Source organism: Brevundimonas sp. DC300-4 (assembly GCF_049897365.1).
GTDB lineage: Bacteria > Pseudomonadota > Alphaproteobacteria > Caulobacterales > Caulobacteraceae > Brevundimonas.
This window is the reverse complement of the sequence record NZ_JAFCWC010000001.1, coordinates 62391-86561: the sequence shown is the minus strand read 5'-3', so window position 1 is coordinate 86561 and position 24171 is coordinate 62391. Positions and strand designations below refer to the sequence as shown.

Annotated in this window: 24 protein-coding genes; 15 read left to right on the top strand and 9 right to left on the bottom strand. The window is 67.3% G+C overall.

The features are described from left to right. Window positions 1-33: 33 nt before the first annotated feature. Window positions 34-642, top strand: coding sequence for a nitroreductase family protein (locus ACP7AZ_RS00445; RefSeq protein WP_426035023.1), 609 nt, complete (start codon window positions 34-36; stop codon window positions 640-642). A 40-nt stretch (window positions 643-682) separates the two neighbouring features. Further along, the gene (locus ACP7AZ_RS00440) at window positions 683-1063 is read left to right on the top strand and encodes a VOC family protein (RefSeq protein WP_426035021.1); all 381 of its coding nucleotides are present in this window, start codon (window positions 683-685) and stop codon (window positions 1061-1063) included. Here ACP7AZ_RS00440 and ACP7AZ_RS00435 read toward each other — a convergent pair. Beyond that, window positions 1044-1778, bottom strand: a complete 735-nt coding sequence (locus tag ACP7AZ_RS00435) for a class I SAM-dependent methyltransferase (protein WP_426035019.1) — start codon at window positions 1776-1778, stop codon at window positions 1044-1046. The genes ACP7AZ_RS00440 and ACP7AZ_RS00435 overlap by 20 nt on opposite strands. Continuing rightward, on the bottom strand, window positions 1775-2632 hold the full coding sequence (locus tag ACP7AZ_RS00430; protein WP_426035017.1) for a DUF817 domain-containing protein: 858 nt from the start codon (window positions 2630-2632) through the stop codon (window positions 1775-1777). The genes ACP7AZ_RS00435 and ACP7AZ_RS00430 overlap by 4 nt, the downstream gene beginning before the upstream one ends. 169 nt (window positions 2633-2801) lie before the next feature. Between ACP7AZ_RS00430 and ACP7AZ_RS00425 the strand changes: the two genes are divergently transcribed. From ACP7AZ_RS00425 to ACP7AZ_RS00415, 3 genes are read left to right on the top strand one after another with little or no spacing between them, the layout of a single operon-like run. Then, on the top strand, window positions 2802-4949 hold the full coding sequence (locus ACP7AZ_RS00425) for a TonB-dependent receptor (RefSeq protein ID WP_426035015.1): 2148 nt from the start codon (window positions 2802-2804) through the stop codon (window positions 4947-4949). Continuing rightward, window positions 4859-6043 (top strand): PepSY-associated TM helix domain-containing protein, encoded by a 1185-nt coding sequence (locus ACP7AZ_RS00420; RefSeq protein ID WP_426035013.1) that lies wholly within the window; start codon window positions 4859-4861, stop codon window positions 6041-6043. Before ACP7AZ_RS00425 ends, ACP7AZ_RS00420 begins: the two co-directional genes overlap by 91 nt. Continuing rightward, window positions 6043-6243, top strand: a complete 201-nt coding sequence (locus ACP7AZ_RS00415; protein WP_426035011.1) for a hypothetical protein — start codon at window positions 6043-6045, stop codon at window positions 6241-6243. Before ACP7AZ_RS00420 ends, ACP7AZ_RS00415 begins: the two co-directional genes overlap by 1 nt. 1 nt (window position 6244) lies before the next feature. On the opposite strand, the gene queF is transcribed toward ACP7AZ_RS00415, so the two are convergent. Beyond that, entirely contained in the window at window positions 6245-6706 is a 462-nt protein-coding gene (gene queF / locus ACP7AZ_RS00410) for a preQ(1) synthase (RefSeq protein ID WP_426035009.1), read from the bottom strand. 352 nt (window positions 6707-7058) lie between these two features. Between queF and ACP7AZ_RS00405 the strand changes: the two genes are divergently transcribed. From ACP7AZ_RS00405 to ACP7AZ_RS00390, 4 genes are all read left to right on the top strand, one after another. Then, window positions 7059-7991, top strand: coding sequence for an NAD(P)H-dependent flavin oxidoreductase (locus tag ACP7AZ_RS00405; protein WP_426035007.1), 933 nt, complete (start codon window positions 7059-7061; stop codon window positions 7989-7991). 11 nt (window positions 7992-8002) lie between these two features. Next, window positions 8003-8713, top strand: coding sequence for a TorF family putative porin (locus tag ACP7AZ_RS00400; protein WP_426035005.1), 711 nt, complete (start codon window positions 8003-8005; stop codon window positions 8711-8713). Between the two features lie 151 nt (window positions 8714-8864). Beyond that, a complete protein-coding gene (locus ACP7AZ_RS00395; RefSeq protein ID WP_426035003.1) occupies window positions 8865-9443 on the top strand; it encodes a fasciclin domain-containing protein in 579 nt (192 codons plus the stop codon). A 148-nt stretch (window positions 9444-9591) separates the two neighbouring features. Beyond that, window positions 9592-10017, top strand: a complete 426-nt coding sequence (locus ACP7AZ_RS00390; protein WP_426035001.1) for a fasciclin domain-containing protein — start codon at window positions 9592-9594, stop codon at window positions 10015-10017. Window positions 10018-10096: 79 nt separating this feature from the next. Here the strand turns inward: ACP7AZ_RS00390 and ACP7AZ_RS00385 are convergent, their stop codons facing one another. Next, a complete protein-coding gene (locus ACP7AZ_RS00385; RefSeq protein WP_426034999.1) occupies window positions 10097-11275 on the bottom strand; it encodes a trans-sulfuration enzyme family protein in 1179 nt (392 codons plus the stop codon). Between the two features lie 4 nt (window positions 11276-11279). Beyond that, window positions 11280-12692: a pyridoxal-phosphate dependent enzyme gene (locus tag ACP7AZ_RS00380; RefSeq protein ID WP_426034997.1), complete on the bottom strand. Its 1413-nt coding sequence runs from the start codon at window positions 12690-12692 to the stop codon at window positions 11280-11282. A 112-nt stretch (window positions 12693-12804) separates the two neighbouring features. Here ACP7AZ_RS00380 and rnr point away from each other — a divergent pair, with 112 nt between their 5' ends. Then, window positions 12805-15135 carry a ribonuclease R gene (gene rnr, locus ACP7AZ_RS00375; protein WP_426034995.1) on the top strand — a complete coding sequence of 777 codons (2331 nt, stop codon included), beginning with the start codon at window positions 12805-12807 and terminating at the stop codon, window positions 15133-15135. Here the strand turns inward: rnr and ACP7AZ_RS00370 are convergent. Both ACP7AZ_RS00370 and ACP7AZ_RS00365 read right to left on the bottom strand, forming a co-directional pair. Beyond that, window positions 15132-15911, bottom strand: a complete 780-nt coding sequence (locus ACP7AZ_RS00370) for a hypothetical protein (protein ID WP_426034993.1) — start codon at window positions 15909-15911, stop codon at window positions 15132-15134. The genes rnr and ACP7AZ_RS00370 overlap by 4 nt on opposite strands. Beyond that, on the bottom strand, window positions 15908-16426 hold the full coding sequence (locus ACP7AZ_RS00365; protein WP_426034991.1) for a TetR/AcrR family transcriptional regulator: 519 nt from the start codon (window positions 16424-16426) through the stop codon (window positions 15908-15910). The genes ACP7AZ_RS00370 and ACP7AZ_RS00365 overlap by 4 nt, the downstream gene beginning before the upstream one ends. A gap of 158 nt (window positions 16427-16584) precedes the next feature. Between ACP7AZ_RS00365 and ACP7AZ_RS00360 the strand changes: the two genes are divergently transcribed. From ACP7AZ_RS00360 to ACP7AZ_RS00340, 5 genes are all read left to right on the top strand, one after another. After that, a complete protein-coding gene (locus ACP7AZ_RS00360; protein WP_426034989.1) occupies window positions 16585-17226 on the top strand; it encodes a hypothetical protein in 642 nt (213 codons plus the stop codon). Continuing rightward, window positions 17223-17579: a VOC family protein gene (locus tag ACP7AZ_RS00355; protein ID WP_426034987.1), complete on the top strand. Its 357-nt coding sequence runs from the start codon at window positions 17223-17225 to the stop codon at window positions 17577-17579. The genes ACP7AZ_RS00360 and ACP7AZ_RS00355 overlap by 4 nt, the downstream gene beginning before the upstream one ends. 52 nt (window positions 17580-17631) lie before the next feature. Further along, window positions 17632-18372, top strand: coding sequence for an NUDIX hydrolase (locus tag ACP7AZ_RS00350; protein WP_426034985.1), 741 nt, complete (start codon window positions 17632-17634; stop codon window positions 18370-18372). Continuing rightward, window positions 18365-18778: a DUF5990 family protein gene (locus tag ACP7AZ_RS00345; protein ID WP_426034983.1), complete on the top strand. Its 414-nt coding sequence runs from the start codon at window positions 18365-18367 to the stop codon at window positions 18776-18778. The genes ACP7AZ_RS00350 and ACP7AZ_RS00345 overlap by 8 nt, the downstream gene beginning before the upstream one ends. A 94-nt stretch (window positions 18779-18872) precedes the next feature. Next, the gene (locus tag ACP7AZ_RS00340; RefSeq protein WP_426034981.1) at window positions 18873-19658 is read left to right on the top strand and encodes a hypothetical protein; all 786 of its coding nucleotides are present in this window, start codon (window positions 18873-18875) and stop codon (window positions 19656-19658) included. Between the two features lie 11 nt (window positions 19659-19669). Here the strand turns inward: ACP7AZ_RS00340 and ACP7AZ_RS00335 are convergent, their stop codons facing one another. Continuing rightward, the gene (locus tag ACP7AZ_RS00335) at window positions 19670-19840 is read right to left on the bottom strand and encodes a hypothetical protein (protein WP_426034979.1); all 171 of its coding nucleotides are present in this window, start codon (window positions 19838-19840) and stop codon (window positions 19670-19672) included. Between the two features lie 137 nt (window positions 19841-19977). After that, a complete protein-coding gene (gene rpoC / locus ACP7AZ_RS00330) occupies window positions 19978-24171 on the bottom strand; it encodes a DNA-directed RNA polymerase subunit beta' (protein ID WP_426034977.1) in 4194 nt (1397 codons plus the stop codon).

Here is a 24171-nt window from a genome sequence, read left to right as displayed (position 1 = left end):
GCGCCGCATGGGTCGAACGCCTAGCTTCCCGGCATGACACTGCCTCCCCCCGTCGATCTCGGCGCCCCCCTCCCCTCGCCGACCCCGTCACCCGAGATGCTGGCCCGCCTGGCCACCCGCCGCTCGGCTCCGGCCCAGGCCTTGACTGCGCCCGGACCTGACGCCGGGCAGGTCGCCGACATCCTGACCCTGGCCGCCCGCTCGCCCGACCATGGCAAGCTCTTCCCATGGCGGTTCGTCGTCATGGGTCCGGCCAGCCGCGCCGTGATCGCGGAGACGCTCGGCGCCATGGCCGTCGCCAAGGGTCTGCCGTCCAAGGCCCGGGCCGTCCTCGCCAAACTGACCGCCGCCCCGACCACTGTGCTCGTGATCTCGACGGCAGCGCCCGCATCGAAACCCGTCTGGGAACAGCAGCTGAGCGCAGGCGCCGTCTGCATGAACCTGGAGCATGCCGCCTCCGCCTTCGGCTTCGCCTCAAGCTGGATCACCGACTGGTACAGCTACGACGCCGACGCCCTGCCCCTGTTCGGCGTGGGCGAAGACGAGAAGGTCGCCGGCTTCATCCACCTCGGCACCGCAGTCGAGCCCCTGCTGGAACGCGACCGTCCGGACCTGACAGCGATCACGCAACATCGTCCATGAACCGTGTTATGTTGACGCGTCCAGAAAAGGAGATCCGGCCATGAGCCTGCCCTCGTCTGCAACGGCCATCACCTTCGTCCTGACGCGCGACCGGGCCGTGTCCGACGCCTTCTACCGCGACACCCTGGGCCTCCCGTTTCTGACCGACGACGGCTTCGCGGCCGTATTCGATCTGAACGGCGCGAGCTTGCGGATTACCCATGTGCCCGATCATGCCGCAGCCCCTCATCCGGTGCTCGGCTGGCAGGTCGCTGACATCGCCGCGACCGTCGCCGACCTGACGGCCAGGGGCGTGGTCATGATCATCTATCCAGGCATGGGTCAGGACGAGACGGGCGTCTGGACCGCCCCTGGCGGCAGCGCGAAGGTGGCCTTCTTCGCTGACCCCGATGGCAATGTGCTCAGCCTGACGCAGAGCTGACGGGCGGCTTCGTCCACTCCATCATCATGAACCAGGGTACGCGGTTGTAGTGGGCCTGTCGCACCGGATGGCCCCCGTGCGCGGGCGGCTCGGCGAAATGGGTCAGGGTCAGCCCCTGCTCCAGCAGCAGCGCCATATAGGTGCTCAGCGGCCGGTGCCAGTTCTGGATCCGGATGCCCTTCCAGGCGATCCAGCCGGCCTTCTCCTCCAGATAGTCGTCCATCGCATGGGCCCGCCGCCCGTCCGGCAGGGTGACCCACCCCAGGTCGTTGGCGTCGGCGGCCGAGTTGTACCCCGCCAGATTGGCGATCAACAGCCTCCCGCCCGGCGCCAGCATCCGCGTCATCTCCGCGATCGCGGCCCGCACATCCGGGATATCGATCAACGACAGATAACTGACCACAAGGTCGAACACCCCATCGTCGAACCCCAGGGCCTCGGCCGCCTCCACGCGATAATCTCCCTCGGGATCCAGCCTGCGCGCATGGTCGATCAGGCCCACGGTCGGATCGATCCCGACCGCCGCCACCCCCTCGGCCTTCAGCATCCGGCAGAACCGTCCCTCGCCACAGCCGACGTCCAGCGCGCGGGCATACGGCCTCAGCCGGACCCGTTCCAGCATCGGTGCATCCATGACCCAGCGCCGCCCGAAGTCGCCCTCGTCCCCCTGGGACGCGACCCAGGCATCCGCCGATTCCGCCCATCCATCGCTCATCGCGGCTCCTCCTCCGGGCGGTGGACCAGCGACACCAGCACCACCGAGATGATCATCAACAGATACCAGCTGCCCAGCTTGGCCAGCGAAACCATCTCCCACCCCGCCTCCTGACCCGGATAGGCCCAGGCGCGCCCGAGGGTGCCCAGGTTCTCCGCGAACCAGATGAACAGGGCGACCAGGAAATACCCCACCAGCAAGGGCATCTTCAGCCGCGTCCGGTTCGCCGTGAACCAGAACCATCCTCGCCCGAACAGCAGGGCCGTCGCCACGAACAAGGCGAGCCGGATGTCCGGCAGCCAGTGATGGGCGAAGAAGTTGACGTAGATCGCTGCCGCCAGCACCCAGGTCGACCACACCGGTGGATAACCGCGCACGCGGATATGGAAGATGCGCTGCACCCGCGCGATGTAGGAGCCTACCGCCGCATACATGAAGCCCGAGAACAGCGGCACGGCCCCGATCCGCAGCACCGAGTCCTCCGGATAGATCCACGACCCGTGGGCGGTCTTGAACAGCTCCATGATCGTGCCGGCAATGTGGAACAGCAAGATCACCCGCGCCTCGGCCCAGCTCTCCAGCTTCAGGACCAGCATGGCGGCCTGGATCAGCACCGCCCCGATGACCAGAAAGTCATAGCGCGACACCGGGCTGTCGTCGGGCCAGAACAGGAAGGTCAGCAGGATCAGCCCCAGCATCGCCCCTCCGAACAGACAGGCCCAGGCCTGTTTGATCCCGAACATCAGGAAGGCGAAAGCGAAGCGGGTGGCGGGGCGGCGGTCGGCGTCCGTCTGCAGCCGTTCCAGCCATTGACGACCCAGGCTTTCCAGCGGCAGGCGAAGGGAATCTGGCATCTCATCAGACTAGGCCGATGGCTCTTGCGCCGCCGCCTGGAAATTGCACCAAAAGCCCTTACGCCTGGTTGGCCGCGTCGACGCGCCTCACCCCGCCCGCGTGTTTCGCTTGATGGCAAGGTTCGTCTCGTATATTGCGACGCGTTCTCAATTCGCTGAAAGCCTTCCCATGCTTCGATCCGCCCTGCTCGCCTCCTGTTGCACCCTGCTGCTCGGCGACCCGGCCCTCGCCCAGGAGGCCACGGCCCAGCTCGACGAAGTCATCGTCACGGGTTCCCAGGTGACCCTGACCTCGCCCTACGCCGGGGGTCAGATCGCGCGCGGCGGCCGTGTCGGCCTGTTCGGGGCGCTGAATGTCATGGACACCCCCTTCGCCTCGACCAGCTATACCGAGGCGCTGGTCCGCAACCAGCAGGCCCGCAGCGTCGGCGACGTGCTGCAGAACGATCCGGCCGTGCGCGTATCCAAGGGCTTCGGTAATTTCCAGGAGCTGTATGTCATCCGCGGCTTCCCGGTGTTCTCCGACGACATGACGTACAACGGCCTGTACGGCATTCTGCCGCGCCAGTTCGTGGCCGCGGAATTCCTCGAGCGGGTCGAGGTCTTTCACGGCGCCACGGCCTTCCTGAACGGCGCGGCACCTGGCGGCAGCGGCGTCGGCGGCGCCATCAACCTGACGCCCAAGCGCGCGCCGGACGCGCCGCTGAACCGTCTCACGGCGGGCATCGACGGCGAGAGTGAACTCTATCTGGCCGCCGACCTGGCCCGTCGCTTCGGCGCCGACGGAGACTGGGGCGGACGCTTCAACATCGCCCGGCGCGACGGCGAGGCCGGTGTCGGGGGCGAGGACCGCCAACTGACCGTGATCAGCCTCGGTCTCGACCGCCGTGGCGACCGCGCCCGCGTCTCGGCGGATATCGGATATCAGGATCACCATATCGACGCCCCCCGCCCGACCGTGACCCCGACCGGCGCTGTCCCCGGCGCGCCGTCCGCCGCTGGTAATTTCGCCCAGCCCTGGACCTATACAGACGAGGAACAGTTGTTCGGGGTCGCCCGCGGTGAGTTCGATCTGACCGACACGGTCTCGGCCTGGGCCGCCATCGGCGGGCGTCAGGGCGTAGAGGCCAAAGTGCTGGCCAACCCCACGACCCAACCCGACGGTACCCTGAGCACCTATCGCTTCGACAATGCGCGCGAAGACACAGTCTGGTCCGCCGACGCCGGCCTCCGCGCCCGCCTCGCCACCGGCCCCGTCGGCCACACCCTCGTGGCCTCGGCCTCACAGGTCCAGTCGAAATCGCGTAACGCCTACGCCTTCTCCAGCTTCGCCGGCTTCGCCGGCAACCTGTACGCGCCCCTCGCCGTCGCCCCGCCCGCTGCCACCTTCTTCGTCGGCGGCGACCTGTCGGCCCCCAATGTGACCGAGCGGGTCGACAACGCCAGCCTCGCCCTCGCCGACATGATGGCCTTCATGGACGGGCGGCTGCGGATCACCGCCGGCGCCCGGTATCAGAAGATCGAGACGCGCACCTATGACTACAACACCGGCGCGCCCCTCTCGGCATACGAGGGCAACGCGGTCACTCCGGTCTTCGCCGTCGTCTACAGGCCCATCGAGCAGATCTCGCTCTACGCCAACTACGCCGAGGCGCTGATCCCCGGCCAGATCGCGCCGGCCCTCAGCGGCGGCGTGCCCGTCACCAACGCGGGAGAGGCGCTCGATCCCTTCCGGGGCGAACAGGTAGAGGTCGGCATGAAGTATGACGTCGGTCGCTTCGGCGGGAGCGTCAGCCTGTTTCGGAGCACCCTGGCCAGCGCCTATGTCGAGAACGGCGTTTTCGCGGCCAATGGCGAGCAGGAGAACACCGGCCTGGAGATCGCCTACTTCGGCGAGCCCCGAGACGGCCTGCGGGTCCTCGGCGGCTGGACCTGGCTGGACGCCGAGGTAACCCGCTCGGCGGGCGGCGCTTTCGACGGAAACCGTCCCATCGGCACGCCGGAATTCCAGGGCAACGTCAATGTCGAATGGGACCTGCCGCAGGTCCCCGGACTGACCCTCGAGGGCCGCCTCGTCTACACCGGCGAACAGCCGGTCGACGCCGCCAATACCGTCGAGCTGGACAGTTGGACCCGCTTCGACGCCGGCCTCCGCTACGCCGCCGACGTCGCCGGCCGTCCGGTCACTGTGCGTGCCCGGGTCGAGAATCTCGCCAACGAGGATCATTGGGTGGCCGTCGGCGGCTATCCGGGCGCCAACTATCTGACGCTGGGCGCGCCCCGCACTCTCAGGCTGTCGCTTTCGACGGATTTCTGAACCGGATGAAGACCCGCACGATCCGCCTCTGGTCCTGGGTCCACAAATGGTCGAGCCTGGTCTCGACCGCCTTCCTGCTGATGCTTTGCATCACTGGCCTGCCGCTGGTGTTCACCCATGAGCTGGAACACTGGCTGTTGGACGAGGCCTGGGCCCCGGCGAACCCCGAAGGCGACGGCCTGAACCTGGATCAGGTTCTGGCCGTCGCCCTGTCGCGCCATCCAGGCGACGTCCCCGCCTTCATGAGCTTTGACGAGGACCGGCCGGTGGTGAATGTCACCAGCCGCGCTCCCGACGGCCCCGCCGGCCAGTTCAATTTCCAGCCTGTCGACCGGACCAACGGCGACCCGGCCCCGCCGGTCGCCGGCCATCCGGTGATGGAGTTTCTGCTTCAACTCCACACCGACATTTTCCTCGGCCTGCCAGGCATGTTGTTCCTCGGCGGCATGGGGTTGCTGTTGATCGTGGCCGTGGTCTCCGGCGTCGTGCTTTACGCCCCCTTCATGCGACGGGCGCCGTTCGGCACGCTCAGGCTGGAAAAAGCCGCCCGCACCCGCTGGCTGGACTGGCACAATCTGCTGGGGATCGTCACCGTCGCCTGGGTGCTGGTCGTCGGCGCGACCGGGGTGGTCAACGCTCTGGCGACCCCCATCCTCGCCTATTGGAAGGACACGGCGCTGGCCGGTCTGACCGCCGCCCAGGACGCCTCCGCGGCCCCCGGCGAATGGGCCTCGCTGGACGCCGCCGTGGAGCGGGCCAGGGCAGCCCTGCCCGGCCGCACCCTGCAGTTCGTCGCCTTCCCCGGCACGGAGTTCTCGACCGACCACCACTATGCTGTCTTCTTCCACGGCGACACGCCGCTGACGACCCATCTGACCACCCCGGCCCTGATCGACGTCCGCACCGGCGAACTCGCCGCCGTCGCCGCCTCGCCCTGGTATGTGAAGGCCTTGTCCCTGTCGCAGCCGCTGCATTTCGGCGACTACGGCGGCCTCTGGCTCAAGATCGTCTGGGCCCTGCTGGACCTCGCGACCATCATCATCCTCGGGTCAGGCCTCTATCTGTGGCTGACGAAGAAACGGCGGACGCGCTGATGCGCAGCGCGCTTTCCCTGGGCTCCATCTTCGGCGCACCGCTGGCGCTGGCCGGGCTGAGCCTGATCGGCCTTGTCGGCGCCTTGCTGGCCGACGGTGTGTGGGACGGACTGGGCGCCGCCCTGCTGGCGACGACTGTCCTCACGATCGCCTGGACCCGCTTGCGGCAGCGCCGCCGGCGAACGGCGCGCCCGACCTGACCTACCCTCGTCCGCGATAGGTCGGCACGCCCTGGTCGGGCAGCCACAGGCCCTCGGGCGGGGTTCCCGTCTGCCAGAAGACGTCGATCGGAATACCCCCGCGCGGATACCAGTAGCCGCCGATCCGCAGCCAGCGCGGATCCAGCAAATCGGCGATCCGCTTGCCGATGGCCACGGTGCAGTCTTCGTGGAAGGCGCCGTGGTTGCGGAAGGCGGTCAGGTACATCTTCAGCGACTTGGACTCGATCAGCCAGTCGCCCGGCGCATAGTCGATGACGATATGGGCGAAGTCCGGCTGGGCCGTCACCGGGCACAGCGACGTGAACTCCGGCGCCGTGAACCGGGCCAGATACAGGGTGTCGGCATGCGGGTTGGGCACCCTCTCCAGCACCGCCGTCTCGGGCGAGGTCGGCTGGATGATGTGCTGGCCGAGCTGGGAGAGGCCGGAGGTGTCGGTGGTCATGAGGCGGGATTTAACGCGACACCGGCCTTCTGTCTCCTCCCCGCGACCCGCATCGGCAGAGTGACGCGGCCGGGACATCCAGCGACGGCGGCACCCGATTTTTCCTCATCGCGCCTTCGGCCGCGCGATCTGACTGGACTCGAAGCGTCGCGTTGCACTCGAAGTGCAAAACTTAATCCAGAACATAATCCTGTTAAATCAGAGCATTAAACAGACCTTCTGCCCGATCTGGACTCTTGCACCCGATGCTCTCCGAGTGCAAATGTCGAGCGTGCCGCCCCACGCGCAGCCGACATTTGCCTTCCCCCGCGACACCCCGCTAAGCGTAGCCAAACGAAACGGAGCGAACGCCATGGCCATCCCCGCCTCCCTGCAGAAGGGCCTCGTCCTGCCGGTCATCGAGGCGCCGATGTTCCTGGTCTCAGGGCCGGATCTGGTGGTCGAGTGCTGCAACAACGGGGTGATCGGCACCTTCCCCTCGCTGAACGCCCGCACGTCCGAGGGCTATGCCGAGTGGCTGGTCGAGATCAAGTCGCGCCTGAACCCCGACGCCGCCGCCTACGGCGTCAACCACATCGTCCACCCGACCAACCCGCGCCTGATGGCCGACATGATGGTCTCGGTCGAGCATGAGGTGCCGCTGATCATCACCTCGCTGGGGGCCGTGCGCGACGTGGTTGATGCGGTGCACGGCTACGGCGGCGTGGTCTTCCACGACATCGCCAACGTCCGCCACGCCAGGAAGGCCGCAGAGTCCGGCGTCGACGGCCTGATCCTGGTCGCCAACGGCGCCGGCGGCCACGCGGGCATCATCAACCCCTTCGCCCTCGTCAACGAGGTGCGCGAGTTCTTCGAGGGCACCATCATCTTGTCGGGCTGCCTGTCGAACGGCCAGGATGTCGCCGCCGCCCTGATGCTGGGCGCCGATTTCGCCTATATGGGCACCCGCTTCATCAACACGACCGAGGCCATGGCTCCCGAGGCCTACAAGGAGATGATCATCGAGTCGGGCGCGACGGACATCGTCCACACCCCCGCCGTCTCCGGCATCCCGGCCAACTTCATGACCAAGTCGCTTCAGGCCAACGGCATCGACCCGAAGTCGCTGCCCGAGCACAAGCTCGACATGGGCGACGAGGCCAAGGCCTGGAAGACCGTCTGGTCCGCCGGCCAGGGCGCCGGCACGATCCACGACGTCATCCCGGCGGCCGAACTGGTGGCGCGGCTGCGGTCGGAATACGCCCTGGCCACAGATCAATTCGCCAGGAAGGTCGGCGTCGCCTAGATCATAGGCGGATGATCCGCATTTTCCTCTGTCTTCTCGTTCTTGCCGGGGGCTTGCCAAACGCTGTGGCGGCGCAGGACAGGGACACCGCGCGCTACCGTCCGGAACGCGCGTCGCACTGGTCGTTCGAGATTGGGGCCGGCACCGACAACCGCTCCAAGGGGGCCTCCAAGAGCGGCTCTGACCCCTACGTCTTCGGGGACGTCCAGTGGAACGGCGCCAACGGCTTTTATGCGGATGCGGAGTTCGAGACGATCGACTCCTCCGGCTCATCGGTCGAGACCGAGATGGAGGCCGGCTGGCAGTATTCGGCGCTCGGGTTCGATTTCGACACCTCCGCCTCGCACAAGTGGCGGCTCGGCGCCGTCGCGGGTCATGACGACGCGGCCTGGGAATATCAGTTCGACGTCATCAAGGATTTCGGCGCAGTCGATGCGCGCTTCCGCGTCGAACATTCGCCGGACGGCCTGGGTTCGACCCGGGCCTCCACCTGGGTCGAGGGCCGCGTCCGCTTCCCCCTCGCCGATCGCCTGAAGGCCAGCGTCACCCTGGGCCTGCGCGAACAGAACAACGCTCCCGACTACACCGGCTGGAACGCCGGCGTCGCCTGGGCCCTGACCGATACGACCGCGCTCGACCTGCGTTGGCACGGCACGGACGCGCAGGATCAGGGGAGCCAGTACGAGGACGCCCTGGTGGCCTCGGTCCTGGTCAGCTTCTAGGGGGGGCAGCGCCCTTGCACCACGGTCGCGCCGACGGGTGCGACACCTGCGGCGGCTTGACGCGCGCCGCGCTGCCCTCGCATCCGGACCGGCGCCGTGACCGTCTCTGTGACGATCCCAACAAGGCGATCCCATTGTCAGGAAACGACTCATGAAGCTCTCCGCCCTCGCCGGCGCCGTCTCGGCCGCCGCCCTGCTCGTCGCCGCCCCCGCGGCCTTCGCCGATCATCACGGCGGCATGAGCCAGTCGACCGTCACCGTCGGCGGCGCTGCCATGTATGCCAACAAGACCATCGTCGAGAACGCCGTCGCCTCGCCGATCCACACCACCCTCGTGGCCGCCGTCACCGCCGCCGGCCTGGTCGAGACCCTGTCGGGCCCCGGCCCCTTCACCGTCTTCGCCCCGACCGACGCCGCCTTCGCCGCCCTCCCCGCCGGCACGGTCGAGACCCTGATCCAGCCCGCCAACAAGGCGACCCTGACCAAGATCCTGACCTATCACGTCATCGCCGGCCGCGTGACCGCCGCCGATGTCATCGCCCTCATCCAGGCGGGCGGTGGATCGGCTGCCATCACCACCGTCTCGGGTGACATCCTGACCGCCTCGCTGCGCGGGGGTTCGGTCATCCTGACCGACGAGAACGGCGGCGTCGCCACCGTGACCCAGGCCGACGTGTTCCAGTCAAACGGCGTGATCCACGTCACCGACGCCGTCTCCCTGCCAAAATAGTGTCCGGGTGCGGAGGTGTTGTAATCACACCTCCGCACATCGCGCCTATACATAACAACGACAGTGTCGCATGGTCACTTTGCCGCACGTCTATTGCATTCATGGAATGTCCGCCCACTTCCTGATCTCTATCAATCAGGAACGTAACATGACCACCGAAACTCACGACATCGTCGACACTGCCGTCGCCGCTGGCTCGTTCACGACCCTCGTCGCCGCCGTCACGGCCGCAGGCCTGGTCGAGACCCTTAAGGGCGCAGGCCCGTTCACCGTCTTTGCCCCCTCCGACGACGCCTTCGCCAAACTGCCCGCCGGCACCGTCGAGGATCTGGTCAAGCCCGAGAACAAGGACAAGCTGACGGCGATCCTGACGCTCCACGTCCTGTCCGGCGCCGTCCATGCCGCCGACATCTCGGGCAAGACCCTCAGCCCGGCCTCGGTCAACGGCGAGACGCTTGACGTCGACGGCACTGATGGCGTCACCGTAAACGGCTCCAAGGTTGTCTCGGCCGATATCGCCTGCACCAATGGCGTGATCCACGTGATCGACACCGTGCTTCTTCCCAAGGGCTAAAGTCTGCCTGCAAAAGCAGAGGGCGGCCCTTGCAGGCCGCCCTCTGTAGTTTCGAAATGGTCGTTTCAGGCCGGTCGTTTCAGGCCAGCGCCTGGTCCAGGTCGGCGATCAAGTCGTCCAGGTCCTCGACTCCCACCGACAGGCGGATCAGGTTCTCTGTCACCCCCCCCGCCTCGCGGACCTCCTTGGGCACAGAGGCATGAGTCATGATGGCCGGGTGGTTGACCAGGCTTTCGACCCCGCCCAGCGACTCCGCCAGGGTGAAGACCTGAACCCGCTCGAGCACCTGTTTGGTCCGCGCCAGATCGCCGTCGATGATCACCGTGACCATGCCCCCGTAGCGTCCGTTCATCTGGTGCGTCGCCAGATCGTGCTGCGGATGGCTGATCAGACCCGGATAGATGACCCTGGCCACGCCACCGCCCGGCCGGCCGATGCGATCTTCCAGCCAGCGGGCGATCGCCAGGGCGTTCTCGTTATGCGCCTTCATGCGCAGGCCCAGGGTCTTCAGCCCCCGGTTGGCCAGGAAGGCGTCGAATGGCCCCATGACTCCGCCGATGGAGTTCTGGAGAAACTTAAGTTCCTTCGCGACCTCTTCAGACCCCGCCACCAGAACCCCGCCGATAATGTCGGAGTGGCCATTCAGGTATTTGGTCGCCGAATGCATGACCACATCGGCGCCCAGGCTCAGCGGCCTCTGGCTCCACGGCGTGGCGAAGGTGTTGTCCACGACCAGCAACAGGCCGTGCTTCTTCGCGATGACCGACAGCCCCGCGATGTCCGCCAGCTTCATCAGCGGATTGGTGGGCGTCTCGGCCCAGATCATCTTCGTCTTCGGCGTGATCGCCGCCTCGACCTTGGTCAGATCGGCCATGTCGACATAGGCGAAGTCCAGCCCCATCGAGCGCCGCCGCACCCGCTCGAATAAACGCCACGACCCGCCGTACAGGTCGTCGCCGGTGACGATGTGCGAACCCGCGTCCAGCAGCTCCAGCGCCGTCGAGGTCGCCGCCATGCCGGAGCCGAAGCCGAAGGCCTGGACCCCGCCCTCCAGGTCGTTGATGCAGGCCTCGAAGGCCTCGCGCGTCGGGTTCTTACCCCGCGCATACTCATAGCCCTTGTTCACCCCCGGGCTTTCCTGGGCGTAGGTCGAGGTGGCGTAGATCGGCGTCATCACCGCGCCGGTGGTCGGATCCGGCCGCTGACCGGCATGGATGGCGCGGGTTGAAAAACCCTGACTGTTCTTGAGTTCGGCCATGGTCCTACCGGTTCAGGCTGAGGTGGTTGATCAGATCGACGCGCGCGATCAGGCCGACGAACTTTTCGCCGTCCAGCACAATCGCAACCCGGTCGCGGTCGAACAGGGGGATCAGGGCGTCCAGAGGCTCACTGACCTGCACCGTGTCCAGATCGCGCGTCATGGCCGAGGACACCGGCTTGGCGAACCGCTCCTTGCGCGTGATCTCGTCGGTGTTCATCACGTGAACCAGATCGCTCTCGTCCAGAATGCCAACCAGGCGCCCGTCCTGAATGATCGGCAGTTGCGACACGTCCGCCCCGCGCATCCGCTTGAAGGCGGTGTCCAGAGTGTCGGTCGGCCCGGCCGTGACCACGTCGCCCTTCTCGTATTTGCGCGAGATCAGGTCCGACAGGTCGCCATGCAGCTCCCGCTCGCCCAGCCCCTGATCAGCCAGCCAGGCGTCGTTGTAGACCTTGGACAGATATTTCGCGCCCGTATCGCAGACGAAGGTCACGCAGCGCTTCGGCTCGGTCTGTTCCCGACACCAGCGCAGGGCCGCCGCGATCAGCGTCCCTGACGACGATCCCGCCAGGATGCCTTCTTTCAGCAGCAGCTCGCGCACCGTCGCCACAGCCTCGGCGTCCGGGATTGAATAGGCCTTGTCGATCAGGTTCATGTCCGCCGTGTCCGGCACGAAGTTCTGGCCGATACCTTCGACAGTGTAGCTGCCTTCCGGGCTCGGCACGCCGTCGTTGACGATGCCCGCCAGCACCGACCCGACCGGATCGGCCAGAATGATCTCGGCCGCCGACCCCTGGCTCTTCAGGTACTGGGCCACCCCTGTGATCGTGCCGCCGGAGCCGATGCCGGCGACATAGGCGTCGATGTCGTGGCCCATCTGTTCCCAGATCTCCGGCCCCGTCGTCCTGACGTGCGCCTCGGAGTTGGCCGCGTTGGCGAACTGGTTGACGAAGAACCCACCCGGAATCTGCTGCGCCAGCCGTTCCGCCATGTCGGTGTAGTATTCCGGGTGGCCGTGATCGACGTCCGACCGCGTCAGGCGCACATCGGCCCCCATGGCCCTCAGATGCTGGATTTTTTCCTTGGACATCTTGTCAGGGATGACCAGCAACACCTTGTAACCCCTGGCCTGACCCACGAGAGTGAGCGCCAGGCCCGTGTTTCCGGCCGTCGCCTCGACGATGGTGCCGCCGGGCTTCAACCACCCTTCCGCCTCCGCCGCTGCGATCATCGACAGCGCGATGCGGTCCTTGATCGACCCGCCGGGGTTCTGCGCCTCAAGCTTCAGGAACAGCCGGCAGGGCCCGGTGTCGATCCGCGTGACCTCCACCATCGGCGTCTTGCCGATCAGGTCCAGCAGCGAGCCGGTCGGCGCGCTCAGGGTCGGGTTTTCGGACAGCGGCAGGGAAGACATTCAGAATAACTCCGGGACGGACGGGCGCGGCGGAAGCTGATCGCCCGACTTCATCCGGTCAAGCGGCGCAAGATTTCGCCCTTTTACGCGAAGCGCCCTACATAGGAACTCAATGACCAAAACACCCAGAAAACCCGCCGCCGGATTGCCGGACGAGGCCACCCTGCTCACCTTCCTGCGCGACGCCGGCAGTGCGGAAAAGGGCGATATCGCCCGCCACTTCGGCCTGAAGGGCGAGGATCGCCGCCGCCTGCGCGAAATGATCCGAGGCCTCGAATCGGACGGCAAGCTCGGCAAACGTGGCAAGAAGGGCTTCTCCGAAGCTGGCGCCCTGCCCCCCGTCGGCGTCGCCGACGTGGTTGAAAAAGACATCGACGGCGAACTCTATGTCCGCATGGTCGAGGCCTCGGCAGACGCGCCCAAGGCCCTCCTCATTCCCGACAAGGGCAAGCCCGGCCCGGCCCCCGGCCTCGGCGACCGTGTCCTGGCGAAGTTCGAGCATGGCCCGAACGGCTGGGAAGCCCGGCTGATCAAGAAGCTCGACACCAACAACAACCGCGTCCTCGGCGTCATCCGCAAGTCGAACAAGGAGACCCGCGTCGAGCCCGTCGACCGCCGCTCGAAGGACGTCCTGATCATTCCGCAGATCCTCGCCGGCGATCTGCGCGACGGCGACCTCGTGGTCGCCGCCATCGAGAAGTCCGACCAGCGCTATGGCCACAAGCGCGGCAAGATCCTGGAGACCGTCGGCCGCGAGGACGACCCCCGCGCCGCCTCCCTGATCGCGATTCACACTCACGGCGTGCCCATGGGCTTCTCGGAAGCCGTGGAACAGGAGGCCGAAAACCAGGACCTGCCGACGCTGAAGGGCCGCGACGACCTGCGCGACATCCCCTTCGTCACCATCGACCCCGCTGATGCCCGCGACCATGACGACGCCGTCTTCGCCCAGCGCGACGACGAGCCGAAGAACGAAGGCGGCTGGGTCGTCTGGGTCGCCATCGCCGACGTCGCCGCCTACGTCCGCCCCAACACCAGCCTGGACCGCGAGGCCCGTACCAAGGGCAACTCGACCTATTTCCCCGACCGCGTCGAGCCCATGCTGCCCGAGCGGCTGTCGAACGGCCTGTGCAGCCTCAAGGAAGGCGAGAACCGCGCCACCCTCGCCGTGCGCATGGTCTTCGACAAGGACGGCCGCAAACTGGGCCACAAATTCCACCGCGGCCTGATGCGCAGCCACGCCAAGCTCAGCTACGAACAGGCCCAGGCCGCCATAGACGGCCTCGAGAACGGCGGCGGAACCGACGACACGACCGGTCCGATCATGGACACCATCCTGTATCCGCTCTGGAACGCCTACCACACCATGCTGAAGGGCCGGCTGAAGCGCGCGCCCCTGCAGATCGACTCGGCCGAACGCCGCATCCGCATGGCGCCCGACGGCGGCATCGCCTCGATCGAGAAGCGGGTCTCGCTGGAGGCCCACCGCCTGATCGAGGAGATGATGGTCCAGGCCAACGTCTGCGCGGCCGAGACCCTGGAGGCCAAGAAGACCCCCCTCATCTTCCGCGTCCACGACACGCCCAGCCAGGAGAAGGTCTTCAACCTCGCCGACTTCCTCTCGACCATCGGCAAGCCGTGGAACAAGGGCGAGGCCCCGACGACCAAGCGGTTCAACAAGCTGCTCGACGAAACCCGCGACGGCCCCCACGCCGAAGTGGTCAACGAGGTCGTCCTGCGCTCCCAGATGCAGGCCATCTATTCGCCCGACAACGTCGGCCACTTCGGACTCAACCTTGACCGTTATGCACACTTCACCTCACCGATCAGGCGCTACTCCGACCTGATCGTGCACCGGGGCCTGATCCGCGCGCTGAACCTCGGCAGCGACGGCCTGACGGATCGCGAGATCGCCGAACTGCCCGCAATCGCCGATCAGGTCACCCTGACCGAGCGCCGCTCAATGGCCGCCGAGCGCGACGCCATGGATCGCTACATCGCCGCCTTCCTGGAGGACCGCGTCGGCGCGACCTTCACCGGGCGCATTACCGGCGTGACCCGCTTCGGCCTGTTCGTCCGCCTGGACGAAACCGGCGCCGACGGCCTCGTGCCCGTCTCGTCACTGGGCAACGAATACTTCACCCACGACGACCGCGCCCATGCCCTGGTCGGAGAACGCAGCGGCCAGCGCTACACCCTCGGCCGCACCGTCGAGGTCAAGCTGAAGGAGGCCACCCCCATTACCGGCGGACTCCTTTTCGAGATGCTCAGCGACGCCGAACCCCGCGATCCCAACGCCCCCGCCCCTCGCCTCGGCATGCGCGGACGCGGTCCCGGCACGGGCGGCAACAGCCCACCCAAGCGCGGCGTCGGCCGTCCCGGCGGCCCCAAGCCTCCGCGCGGCGGCACGCCGAAAGGCGTCCGCAAGGGCAAGCGGCGCTAGCCGACGATCCCTAGCCCCATCGTCAGGGCGAACCCCAGCCAGGCCATGGCGGCGAGACCGATCACCGGCACGCTCCGGCGGATCGGTCTCGCCGTCGCGGCGCCGTTCGCCCTGCGGGGAATGAGCAGCAACGGCAAGGACGCCGCCCCGATCTCCAGCATCGTATTGATAAGATTCTCGCCGACCCCGCCGCGATAAATCAGAGCGGCCGCCACCGTCGCGACCGTCGCGGCGGCCCAGGCCGTCCGCGCCGCCTTGCGGGGCTCGACGAGTGTTCCCGCCAGCATCCGCGACGCGAACACGACAGTCGCCAGATAGATCGCCGCCCCGACAGCCGCGCCGCCGACCCGAACCGCGACAGTCGCCTCGCCGGCCAGCCCGGTCCAGACGGAATACAGGTCGCCATGCCGGGTCAGCACGGCCTGCACCAGATAGGCCCCCTCCCAGAACCCGGCCATGGCCGCGACCAGCACCAGATAGAGCGTTAGCCCCGGTCGGGTCTCCCGCGTCACCGTGGCCGCGAGCGCCGCAACGGCCGCCACGGCCAGACTGGTAAACGGCCCGCTCAGATCGATCAGAAACGAAGGAACGTCGCACCGGAACAGCGACGTGGTCAGCAAGGTCACCCGCCCGCCGACCGCCAGACACACGCTCCCGTGCCCGACCGCTTCGTGCGCCACCGTCACCGTGATCGCCGCCAGAACCGCCAGCGCGGCCACGGTCAGCGTGTCGTTGCTTCCTCCAGACAGCTGCCGCTTATAAGTCTGTGCCATCATCGCCTCTCCGCCAGCCGCTGTGCCAGTACCGTCTGCGCGCACGGGGCCTCGCCGCCCAGCCACACCCTGAGCAAGGCCAGCTGCGACGCCGCCGAGGCTGCTGCGGCCATGGCCGAAGGGATGTCTCCGTCCTGCCCGTCTCCCAGTCTTGCCTCGATCATCCCCGCCAGTTTGCGCTGCAGCTTCGCGGCCAGCGGCGGCTCGAACATGACCCGCGCCAAGGCCCGGCGTTCCCACAGGTGGTCCAGCACGAACCGCAACCGGGGCAGGCTCGCCTGACCGGCCGCCGCCTCGGCAAGGGGCGCGAAGATCGGGTCGATGGCCCAGACCATCACGTCGTCCTTGTTGCGGAAATGCTCATAGAAGGTCGAGCGCCCGACACCCGCCTCCTCGATCAGGTCCGACGTCCGGATGGCGCCGTAGCGACGCGAGAAGACCAGCCGCGTGAAGGCGTCGAACACCGCCCGGCGGGTCCGCTGGCTACGCCGGTCAAGGTCCTCGGCCGCAAGGGTCATGCCCGACCCTAGCGGATCGCCCGCCCGGGTTCAGCCCGTAACCGCCCCTCGTTCCGGACTTTTGCCCGGGTTCGTCCGTTAACGGACTCTGTCCGGCTTCGTCCGTCGCCTGGCTCGTGCGCTCCCGGCACAGAGATCCTCTGAAACGGGGAACTCACATGACCGCCAACCAGACCCGCGCTGACGGCGCCATCATCGCCGCAGCGACCGGACTCGCCCTCGTCCTGATGTTGCACCATCCGACCTCGCTCTCGACTACACACGACGACGGACAGTTCCTCAGCGACTGGAGCAATGGCTTTGTTCACGCCGCCATGATCGGCTGCCTCCTGGCCCTCGCGATCGGGCTCGATGGCGTGAAGCGACAACTCGACGAAACCCGCATCCTGACCCGCACCGGCGCGCTTCTCCTCGGCGCGGGCTTGCTGGCCCTGGCCGGGGCGGCGTTGGTCAACGGGTTCGCGACCGGACGACTGCTGGCGTCGACCTCAGACCCCGCCGTCCGCGAGGCCGGCGGACACACCCTGTGGGCGCTCAATCAAAGCCTCGACGCCCTCGGCACGGTCCTGGTCGCTCTAGGCGCCGCGACATGGTCTCCCGGGCTCTGGCACCGGTCCTTTGCAGGTCGCGTGGCGGCGGCGCTGGGCGTCGTGATTCTCGGCCTCGCCCTCTGGCACACGACGACGGACGGCGGCTTCGACCTGCAGGTGGCGGTCGCCGCCATGGCCGCATTCGCCCTCTGGTCGCTGGCCGTCGCCGCGACGATGATCCTCGCCCGCCCCGACGGAGAGGCCGAATGATGGAACAGCATCACGCGGCGGCCATCGTGCCCGCCCACGACATCGACGCCAGCGAAGCCTTCTACCGTCGGCTGGGGTTCGAGGTGGTCAGCGACCACGGCGGCTACCGCCGGCTCGCCGAAAACAGCGGCTGCCGCATCCACCTGAGGTCCACACCCGGCTGGCCCGGCCGTCCGGAGGACAATCCGATGGGCCCCTACCTCTATGTCGAGGACGTGGACGCCGTCGCCGACCGGGTCCGGGACCTGATCCTGGAACCGCAGGGGCCGCACGCCCGCCTCTGGGGAACCTATGAGTTCTCTCTCAGCGACCCCGGCGGAACGCTCGTCCGAATCGGCCGCTTCCTCGGCTGACCCGACGGCGGTCACGCTTTCCTTGCCGGCGCCCCCGTGGCATCGGTTTTCGATGCCGTCGCCCCTCCAGCCCTTCGATGCCGCCCAGGACCTCCGCGACGCCCCCCGAGCGGCTGATCCGCGCCAGCGCCCCAAGGACGCCGCCACCCTGATCCTGGTCCGGAGCGGCAAGAGGCCCCAGGTGCTCATGGGCCGCCGCGCGCCGGGCCATGTCTTCATGGCGTCCAAATGGGTCTTCCCCGGCGGCCGCATCGACCGCGCCGACTTCACCGCGGCTGCGGGCGCTGAACCCTCCGGCCCCACCCGCGCCCGTCTCGAAGCCGAACTGGCGCCGCATCGCGCCCGCGCCCTGTGCCTGACCGCCGTGCGCGAGACCTTCGAGGAGACCGGCCTGATCCTCGGCCGGTCCGCTCCGTCCGCCTCCGTCGCCGGACCTTGGCGCGAGTTTCGCCAGGCCGGCGCCCTGCCCGACCTCGCGGCCCTGTCCTACATCGCCCGCGCCATCACCCCGCCCGGCCGCACCCGCCGCTTCGACGCCCGCTTCTTCATGGCCGACGCCTCGACGCTGCTGGCCCCCGAACCGACCACCGGATCCGGTGAACTGGACGAGATCGCCTGGCTCCCGCTGGACGAGGCCCGCGCCCTGGACCTGCCCTCCATCACCCGCTTTGTCCTGGCCGAGGTCGCCGAACGGATTGTCATCGCGGACGGTGCGCAGCGACGATCCGGGACGGACCGGCCCCTCCCGTTTGTCCGCATGGTGCGCGGAGCCCATCTGGTCAGTCATGACTGAGACCCTGACCCTGCGCCTGACCATCGCCGATCCGGTCCCCGGGCTGCACTACTGGCGTCAGGATGCGAAGAACGCGCCGCATGACATCCGCCTGTCGACCGATGCGCCCCTGACCTTCGACATGCCTGTGGATCTCCGGCCGGACGGCAAACTCGGCGGAACCTTCGTGCGCCGCGAGGGGCCGACGCGCCGGTTCGTCTACATCGCCGTCGGCGGTTCGATGGAGGGCCTGCCCCCCGGCCTTGTCCAGGTCAGCCGCCGCGCCAAGATTGACGTCCACGACATTCCATCGGGCCTGTTGAAGCCTGGCGCCATCATCGCAGCCACACTCCCCGGCCGGGGCAAGGACGGCACGCCAGCCTGCGCCACCGTTCGTCCGCTCTCGCCCTGGACCATCATCTCGTGAGCTTGTCATCCCGGAAGGCGCGGCGCGCCTGTCCGGGACGCCCTGTTCCGGCCACGGTCGCCCGTCAGCGTGGCTGGACCCACGGGGAGGATGTGTGTCGAACGCCGGCCTGAGTATCGCGCCCTGGCGCTCGCCCGCCGACCGTCGCCGCGCCGCGGTGCTGGCGGCCTCGGTCGCGTTTCACGCGCTCGTCCTGACGCCGCTGGCCATCGGCCTGTTCGCGGGCGATCCGCCGGTCACAGAGGCCCCGAACATCCCGATCTTCGTCGAGATGGAGCCTCGCCCCCTCCTCGAGGGCGAAACGGTGCGCGAGCCGACGCCCGCCAGCGCCGCCGCCCGTGAAACGGTCCCGGTCCTCGGCGAGGCCGTGCCGTCCGTCGCCCGCGACCGCATGCGTGAGGACCAGGATGAGGACCGCCCCACCGCCCCCGTTCCGCGAATCGGCGCCAGCCCCCTCGTCGGACCTCCCCCAGCCTCCGCCGACCCCTGGCAGGTGACGCCCGAGGGGATGGCGGCCGCCGTCGGCCGTTCGATGCGCACCGGGGCGGGCGGCTGCCGGACGATGGACGGCCGGCTGTCCGCCTCCGAACAGCAACTCTGCGACGACCGCTTCAACACGGCCGCCGGCCGCGCCGGCCCGCTCGGCCCGCGCACCCTGACGCCCTCGGAACAGCGCCGCGACGCCCAGTTCGCCCGCGACGGCGCGGCAGCCCTCGCCGCCCATGATTCCCTGCGCGGAGCCCGCTCCGGCGTCGGCATCGTCATGTCCAGCCCCGACTGCCCGGGCGGCAACCTGCGCAGCACCTGTGCCGGCGCCCACCTGCGGCCCGGCTTCGAGATGACGGACGAGCGCCTGCGAAACAACCGCAAGATGGAGTAGCCGACGGCCCCTTAAATGGCCCAGCCGTGGTCCGGGCAGAAGGAGTCGTGCGCTGCGGCGCCCACATCGATCATGAGGTTGGCGCTGGACGCCACGATCGAAACCATCAGGCTGACCGCCAGGATGGCTGCGACCGTCTTTCCCTCTCTGGACGACAGATAGGTGATGACAAAATCCAGCATCAGCATCTCCCCGCCACGCCGCCATCGTCTCCACGCCGCAATCGTCTCCATTGCCCGCAAAGCCGTCAACTCTGGATGCGAAAAGGGCGGCTCCGTCTCCGGAGCCGCCCTCTTCAGTCTTCAGCTTGCGAGAGCGATCACTCGCTCTCGGCCAGCTCCAGTTGCAGTTCCGCAGGCAGGGGCTCGACGGCGGCTTCGCGCGTCGAGGTCAGCAGGGCGTCACGCTCGTTGGCGATCTTCTGCAGGCTGCGCAGATAGGCGCCCGTACCGGCCGGGATCAGTCGGCCGACGATGACGTTCTCCTTCAGGCCTTCCAGCATGTCCTTCTTGCCGTGGACCGAGGCGTCGGTGAGGACGCGGGTGGTCTCCTGGAAGGACGCCGCCGAGATGAAGCTGCGGGTCTGCAGCGATGCCTTGGTGATGCCGAGCAGGACGGGCTGGGTGGTGGCGATCCGGCCCCCACGCTTCTCGACCTTCTCGTTCTCGAGCACGGCCTCGGCCACCTCGACCGTGTCACCACGGATCAGGGTAGTTTCGCCCGAGTCGAGGATCTCGACCTTCTGCAGCATCTGGCGAACGATCACCTCGATGTGCTTGTCGTTGATCGGCACGCCCTGCAGTCGATAGACCTCCTGCACTTCGTTCACGAGATACTCGGCCAGCGCCTCGACGCCCTGAATACGCAGCAGATCGTGCGGATCGGGGTTGCCGTCGATGATGTAGTCGCCCTTCTGGATCAGATCGCCGTCATGGACGGAGATGTGCTTGCCCTTGGGGATCAGGAACTCGACCGGTTCACCTTGTTCGCCATCGGCGTTCAGTTCCGGCGTGATCTTGATGCGACGCTTGTTCTTGTAGTCGCGACCGAATTCGACGCGACCGTCCATCTCGGCGATGACCGCGCAGTCCTTGGGACGACGGGCTTCGAACAGCTCGGCCACCCGCGGCAGACCGCCGGTGATGTCGCGCGTCTTGGCGCCCTCGGTCGGGATACGGGCCAGGATCTCGCCGGGCTTGACCTCGTCGCCGTTGGCGACCGACAGGATGGCCCCCACCGGCAGCAGGTACCGGGCGTCGGAGCCCGAGGCCAGCTTGGCGAACTCATCGCCCTTGGTGATGCCCATGGCCGGACGCAGGTCCGAACCGCGCGGCGAGGCGCGCCAGTCGATGACGACGCGCTGGGCGATGCCCGTCGCTTCGTCGGTCTCTTCCTTGAAGGACAGACCTTCGACCAGATCCTCGAAGCGAACGGAGCCACCGACTTCGGTGATGATCGGGGTGGTGTAGGGGTCCCACTCCGCCAGACGCTGGTTCTTCTTGACCTCGGAGCCTTCCTTGACGCGCAGGCGGCCGCCGTAGGGGATCTTGTAGCTTTCACGGTCCTTGCCATCGACCATGACGGTGACGACAACGTTGCGGCTCATCGAGACCAGATCGCCGTGGGCGCCGGTGACGGTGGGGCCGACGACCTTGACGACGCCGGCGTTGGTCGCCTCGTAGAACGAGGTTTCCGCCACCTGGGCCGTGCCGCCGATGTGGAACGTCCGCATCGTCAGCTGGGTGCCCGGCTCGCCGATGGACTGCGCCGCAATGACGCCGACCGCTTCGCCGATGTTGACGTTGGTGCCGCGCGCCAGGTCACGGCCGTAGCACATGCCGCAGATGCCGGCTTCGGCCTCGCAGGTCAGGGCCGAACGGACCTTGATGGACTGGACACCCTCGCGGTCGATGACCTCGACGATGTCCTCCACCAGATAGGTGTCGGCGGGGAACAGGACGTTATCGGTGCCCGGCTCCTTGATGTCCTCGGCGTTGTAGCGGCCCAGGACGCGTTGACCCAGCGAGACCAGGACGTCGCCGCCCTCGACCACGGCGCGCAGGGTGATGCCCCGCGTTGAACCGCAGTCTTCCTCGGTGACGATCGAGTCCTGCGCCACGTCCACCAGACGACGGGTCAGATAACCCGAGTTGGCGGTCTTCAGCGCGGTGTCGGCCAGACCCTTGCGGGCGCCGTGGGTGGAGTTGAAGTATTCGAGGACGGTCAGGCCTTCCTTGAAGTTCGAGACGATCGGGGTCTCGATTATCTCGCCGGACGGCTTGGCCATCAGGCCGCGCATCCCGCCGAGCTGCTTCATCTGGGCCTGCGAACCGCGGGCGCCGGAGTTGGCCATCATATAGACCGAGTTGATCTCGGCGGTACGACCCGAGGCCAGGACGCGCGGTTGCGCGATCTCGCCCATCATCTCGTCGGCGACCCGGTCGGTGGCCTTGGCCCAGGCGTCAACGACCTTGTTGTACTTTTCGCCCTTGGTGATCAGGCCGTCGGCGTACTGTTGCTCGTACTCCTCGACCAGGGTGCGCGTGGCGGCGACGATCTCGACCTTCTTGGCCGGGATCACGATGTCGTCCTTGCCGAACGAAATGCCGGCCTTGGCGGCTTCCTTGAAGCCCAGACCCATCATCTGGTCGGCGAAGATCACCGTCGCCTTCTGACCGCAGTGGCGATAGACCACGTCGATCAGGTTGCCGATTTCCTTCTTGGTGAGGTTCTTCTCGAGCAGGCGGTAGCCGACGTTCGGGTTCTGCGGCAGCAGCGCGCCCAGCTTCATGCGGCCCGGCGTTGTGTCGATCACCTTGGTGATCTCGTTGCCTTCGGCGTCCTGTTCGCTCCAGCGCGCCTTGATGCGGGTGTGCAGGGTCACCACGGCGGCGTCCAGCGCCGCGTCGATCTCGCCGATGTTGGCGAACAGCTTGCCTTCGCCCGGCTCACCGTCCTTGACCAGCGACAGATAGTACAGACCCAGGACGATGTCCTGCGACGGCACGATGATCGGCTTGCCGTTGGCCGGCGACAGGATGTTGTTGGTCGACATCATCAGCACGCGCGCTTCCAACTGGGCCTCGAGGCTCAGCGGGACGTGCACGGCCATCTGGTCGCCGTCGAAGTCGGCGTTGAACGCGGCGCAGACCAGCGGGTGAAGCTGGATGGCCTTGCCCTCGATCAGCTTGGGCTCGAACGCCTGGATGCCCAGACGGTGAAGCGTCGGCGCGCGGTTCAGCATCACCGGGTGCTCGCGGATCACCTCTTCGAGGATGTCCCACACCTGGGGCTGTTCGCGCTCGACCATGCGCTTGGACTGTTTGACGGTGCCCGACAGGCCCTTGGCGTCCAGGCGCGCATAGATGAACGGCTTGAACAGCTCGAGCGCCATCTTCTTGGGCAGGCCGCACTCGTGTAGCTTCAGATCCGGGCCCACGACGATGACCGAACGGCCGGAGTAGTCGACGCGCTTGCCCAGAAGGTTCTGGCGGAAGCGGCCCTGCTTGCCCTTCAGCATGTCGGCCAGCGACTTCAGCGGACGCTTGTTGGCGCCCGTGATGACGCGACCACGACGGCCGTTGTCGAACAGGGCGTCGACCGATTCCTGCAGCATCCGCTTTTCGTTGCGGATGATGATGTCAGGCGCGCGCAGCTCGATCAGCCGCTTGAGGCGGTTGTTGCGGTTGATGACCCGGCGATACAGGTCGTTCAGGTCGGAGGTGGCGAAGCGGCCGCCGTCCAGCGGCACCAGCGGACGCAGTTCCGGCGGGATGACCGGCACGACCGTCAGGATCATCCACTCGGGCTTGTTGCCGGATTCGAGGAAGGCCTCGATCAGCTTCAGGCGCTTGGAGGCCTTCTTGGCCTTCACTTCCGACGGGCTGTCGGCCAGCTCGCCGCGGTGGCGCTCGGCCTCCGAATGCAGGTCGATGCCCATCAGCAGGTTGCGCACGGCCTCGGCGCCGATCTCGGCGGTGAAGCCGTCATCGCCGAACTCGTCCTGGTAGCGATAGAACTCGTCTTCCGTCAGAAGCTGGTTCTGCTTCAGCGGGGTCAGACCCGGCTCGGTGACGATGTAGTTCTCGAAGTAGAGCACGCGCTCCACGTCCTTCAGCGCCATGTCCAGCATCAGCGAGATGCGCGACGGCAGCGACTTCAGGAACCAGATGTGGGCGACCGGAGAGGCCAGTTCGATATGGCCCATCCGCTCGCGCCGGACGCGGGCCAGGGTGACCTCCACGCCGCACTTCTCGCAGATAATGCCCTTGTATTTCATGCGCTTGTACTTGCCGCACAGGCATTCATAGTCCTTGGTCGGACCAAAGATACGGGCGCAGAACAGGCCGTCACGCTCGGGCTTGAACGTGCGATAGTTTATCGTCTCGGGCTTCTTGATCTCGCCGAACGACCACGAGCGGATCTTTTCCGGCGAGGCCAGGGCGATCTTGATCTGGTCGAAGGTCGGGGTGACCGGGACCGCGTTGAAGATGTTCAGGACTTCCTGGTTCAT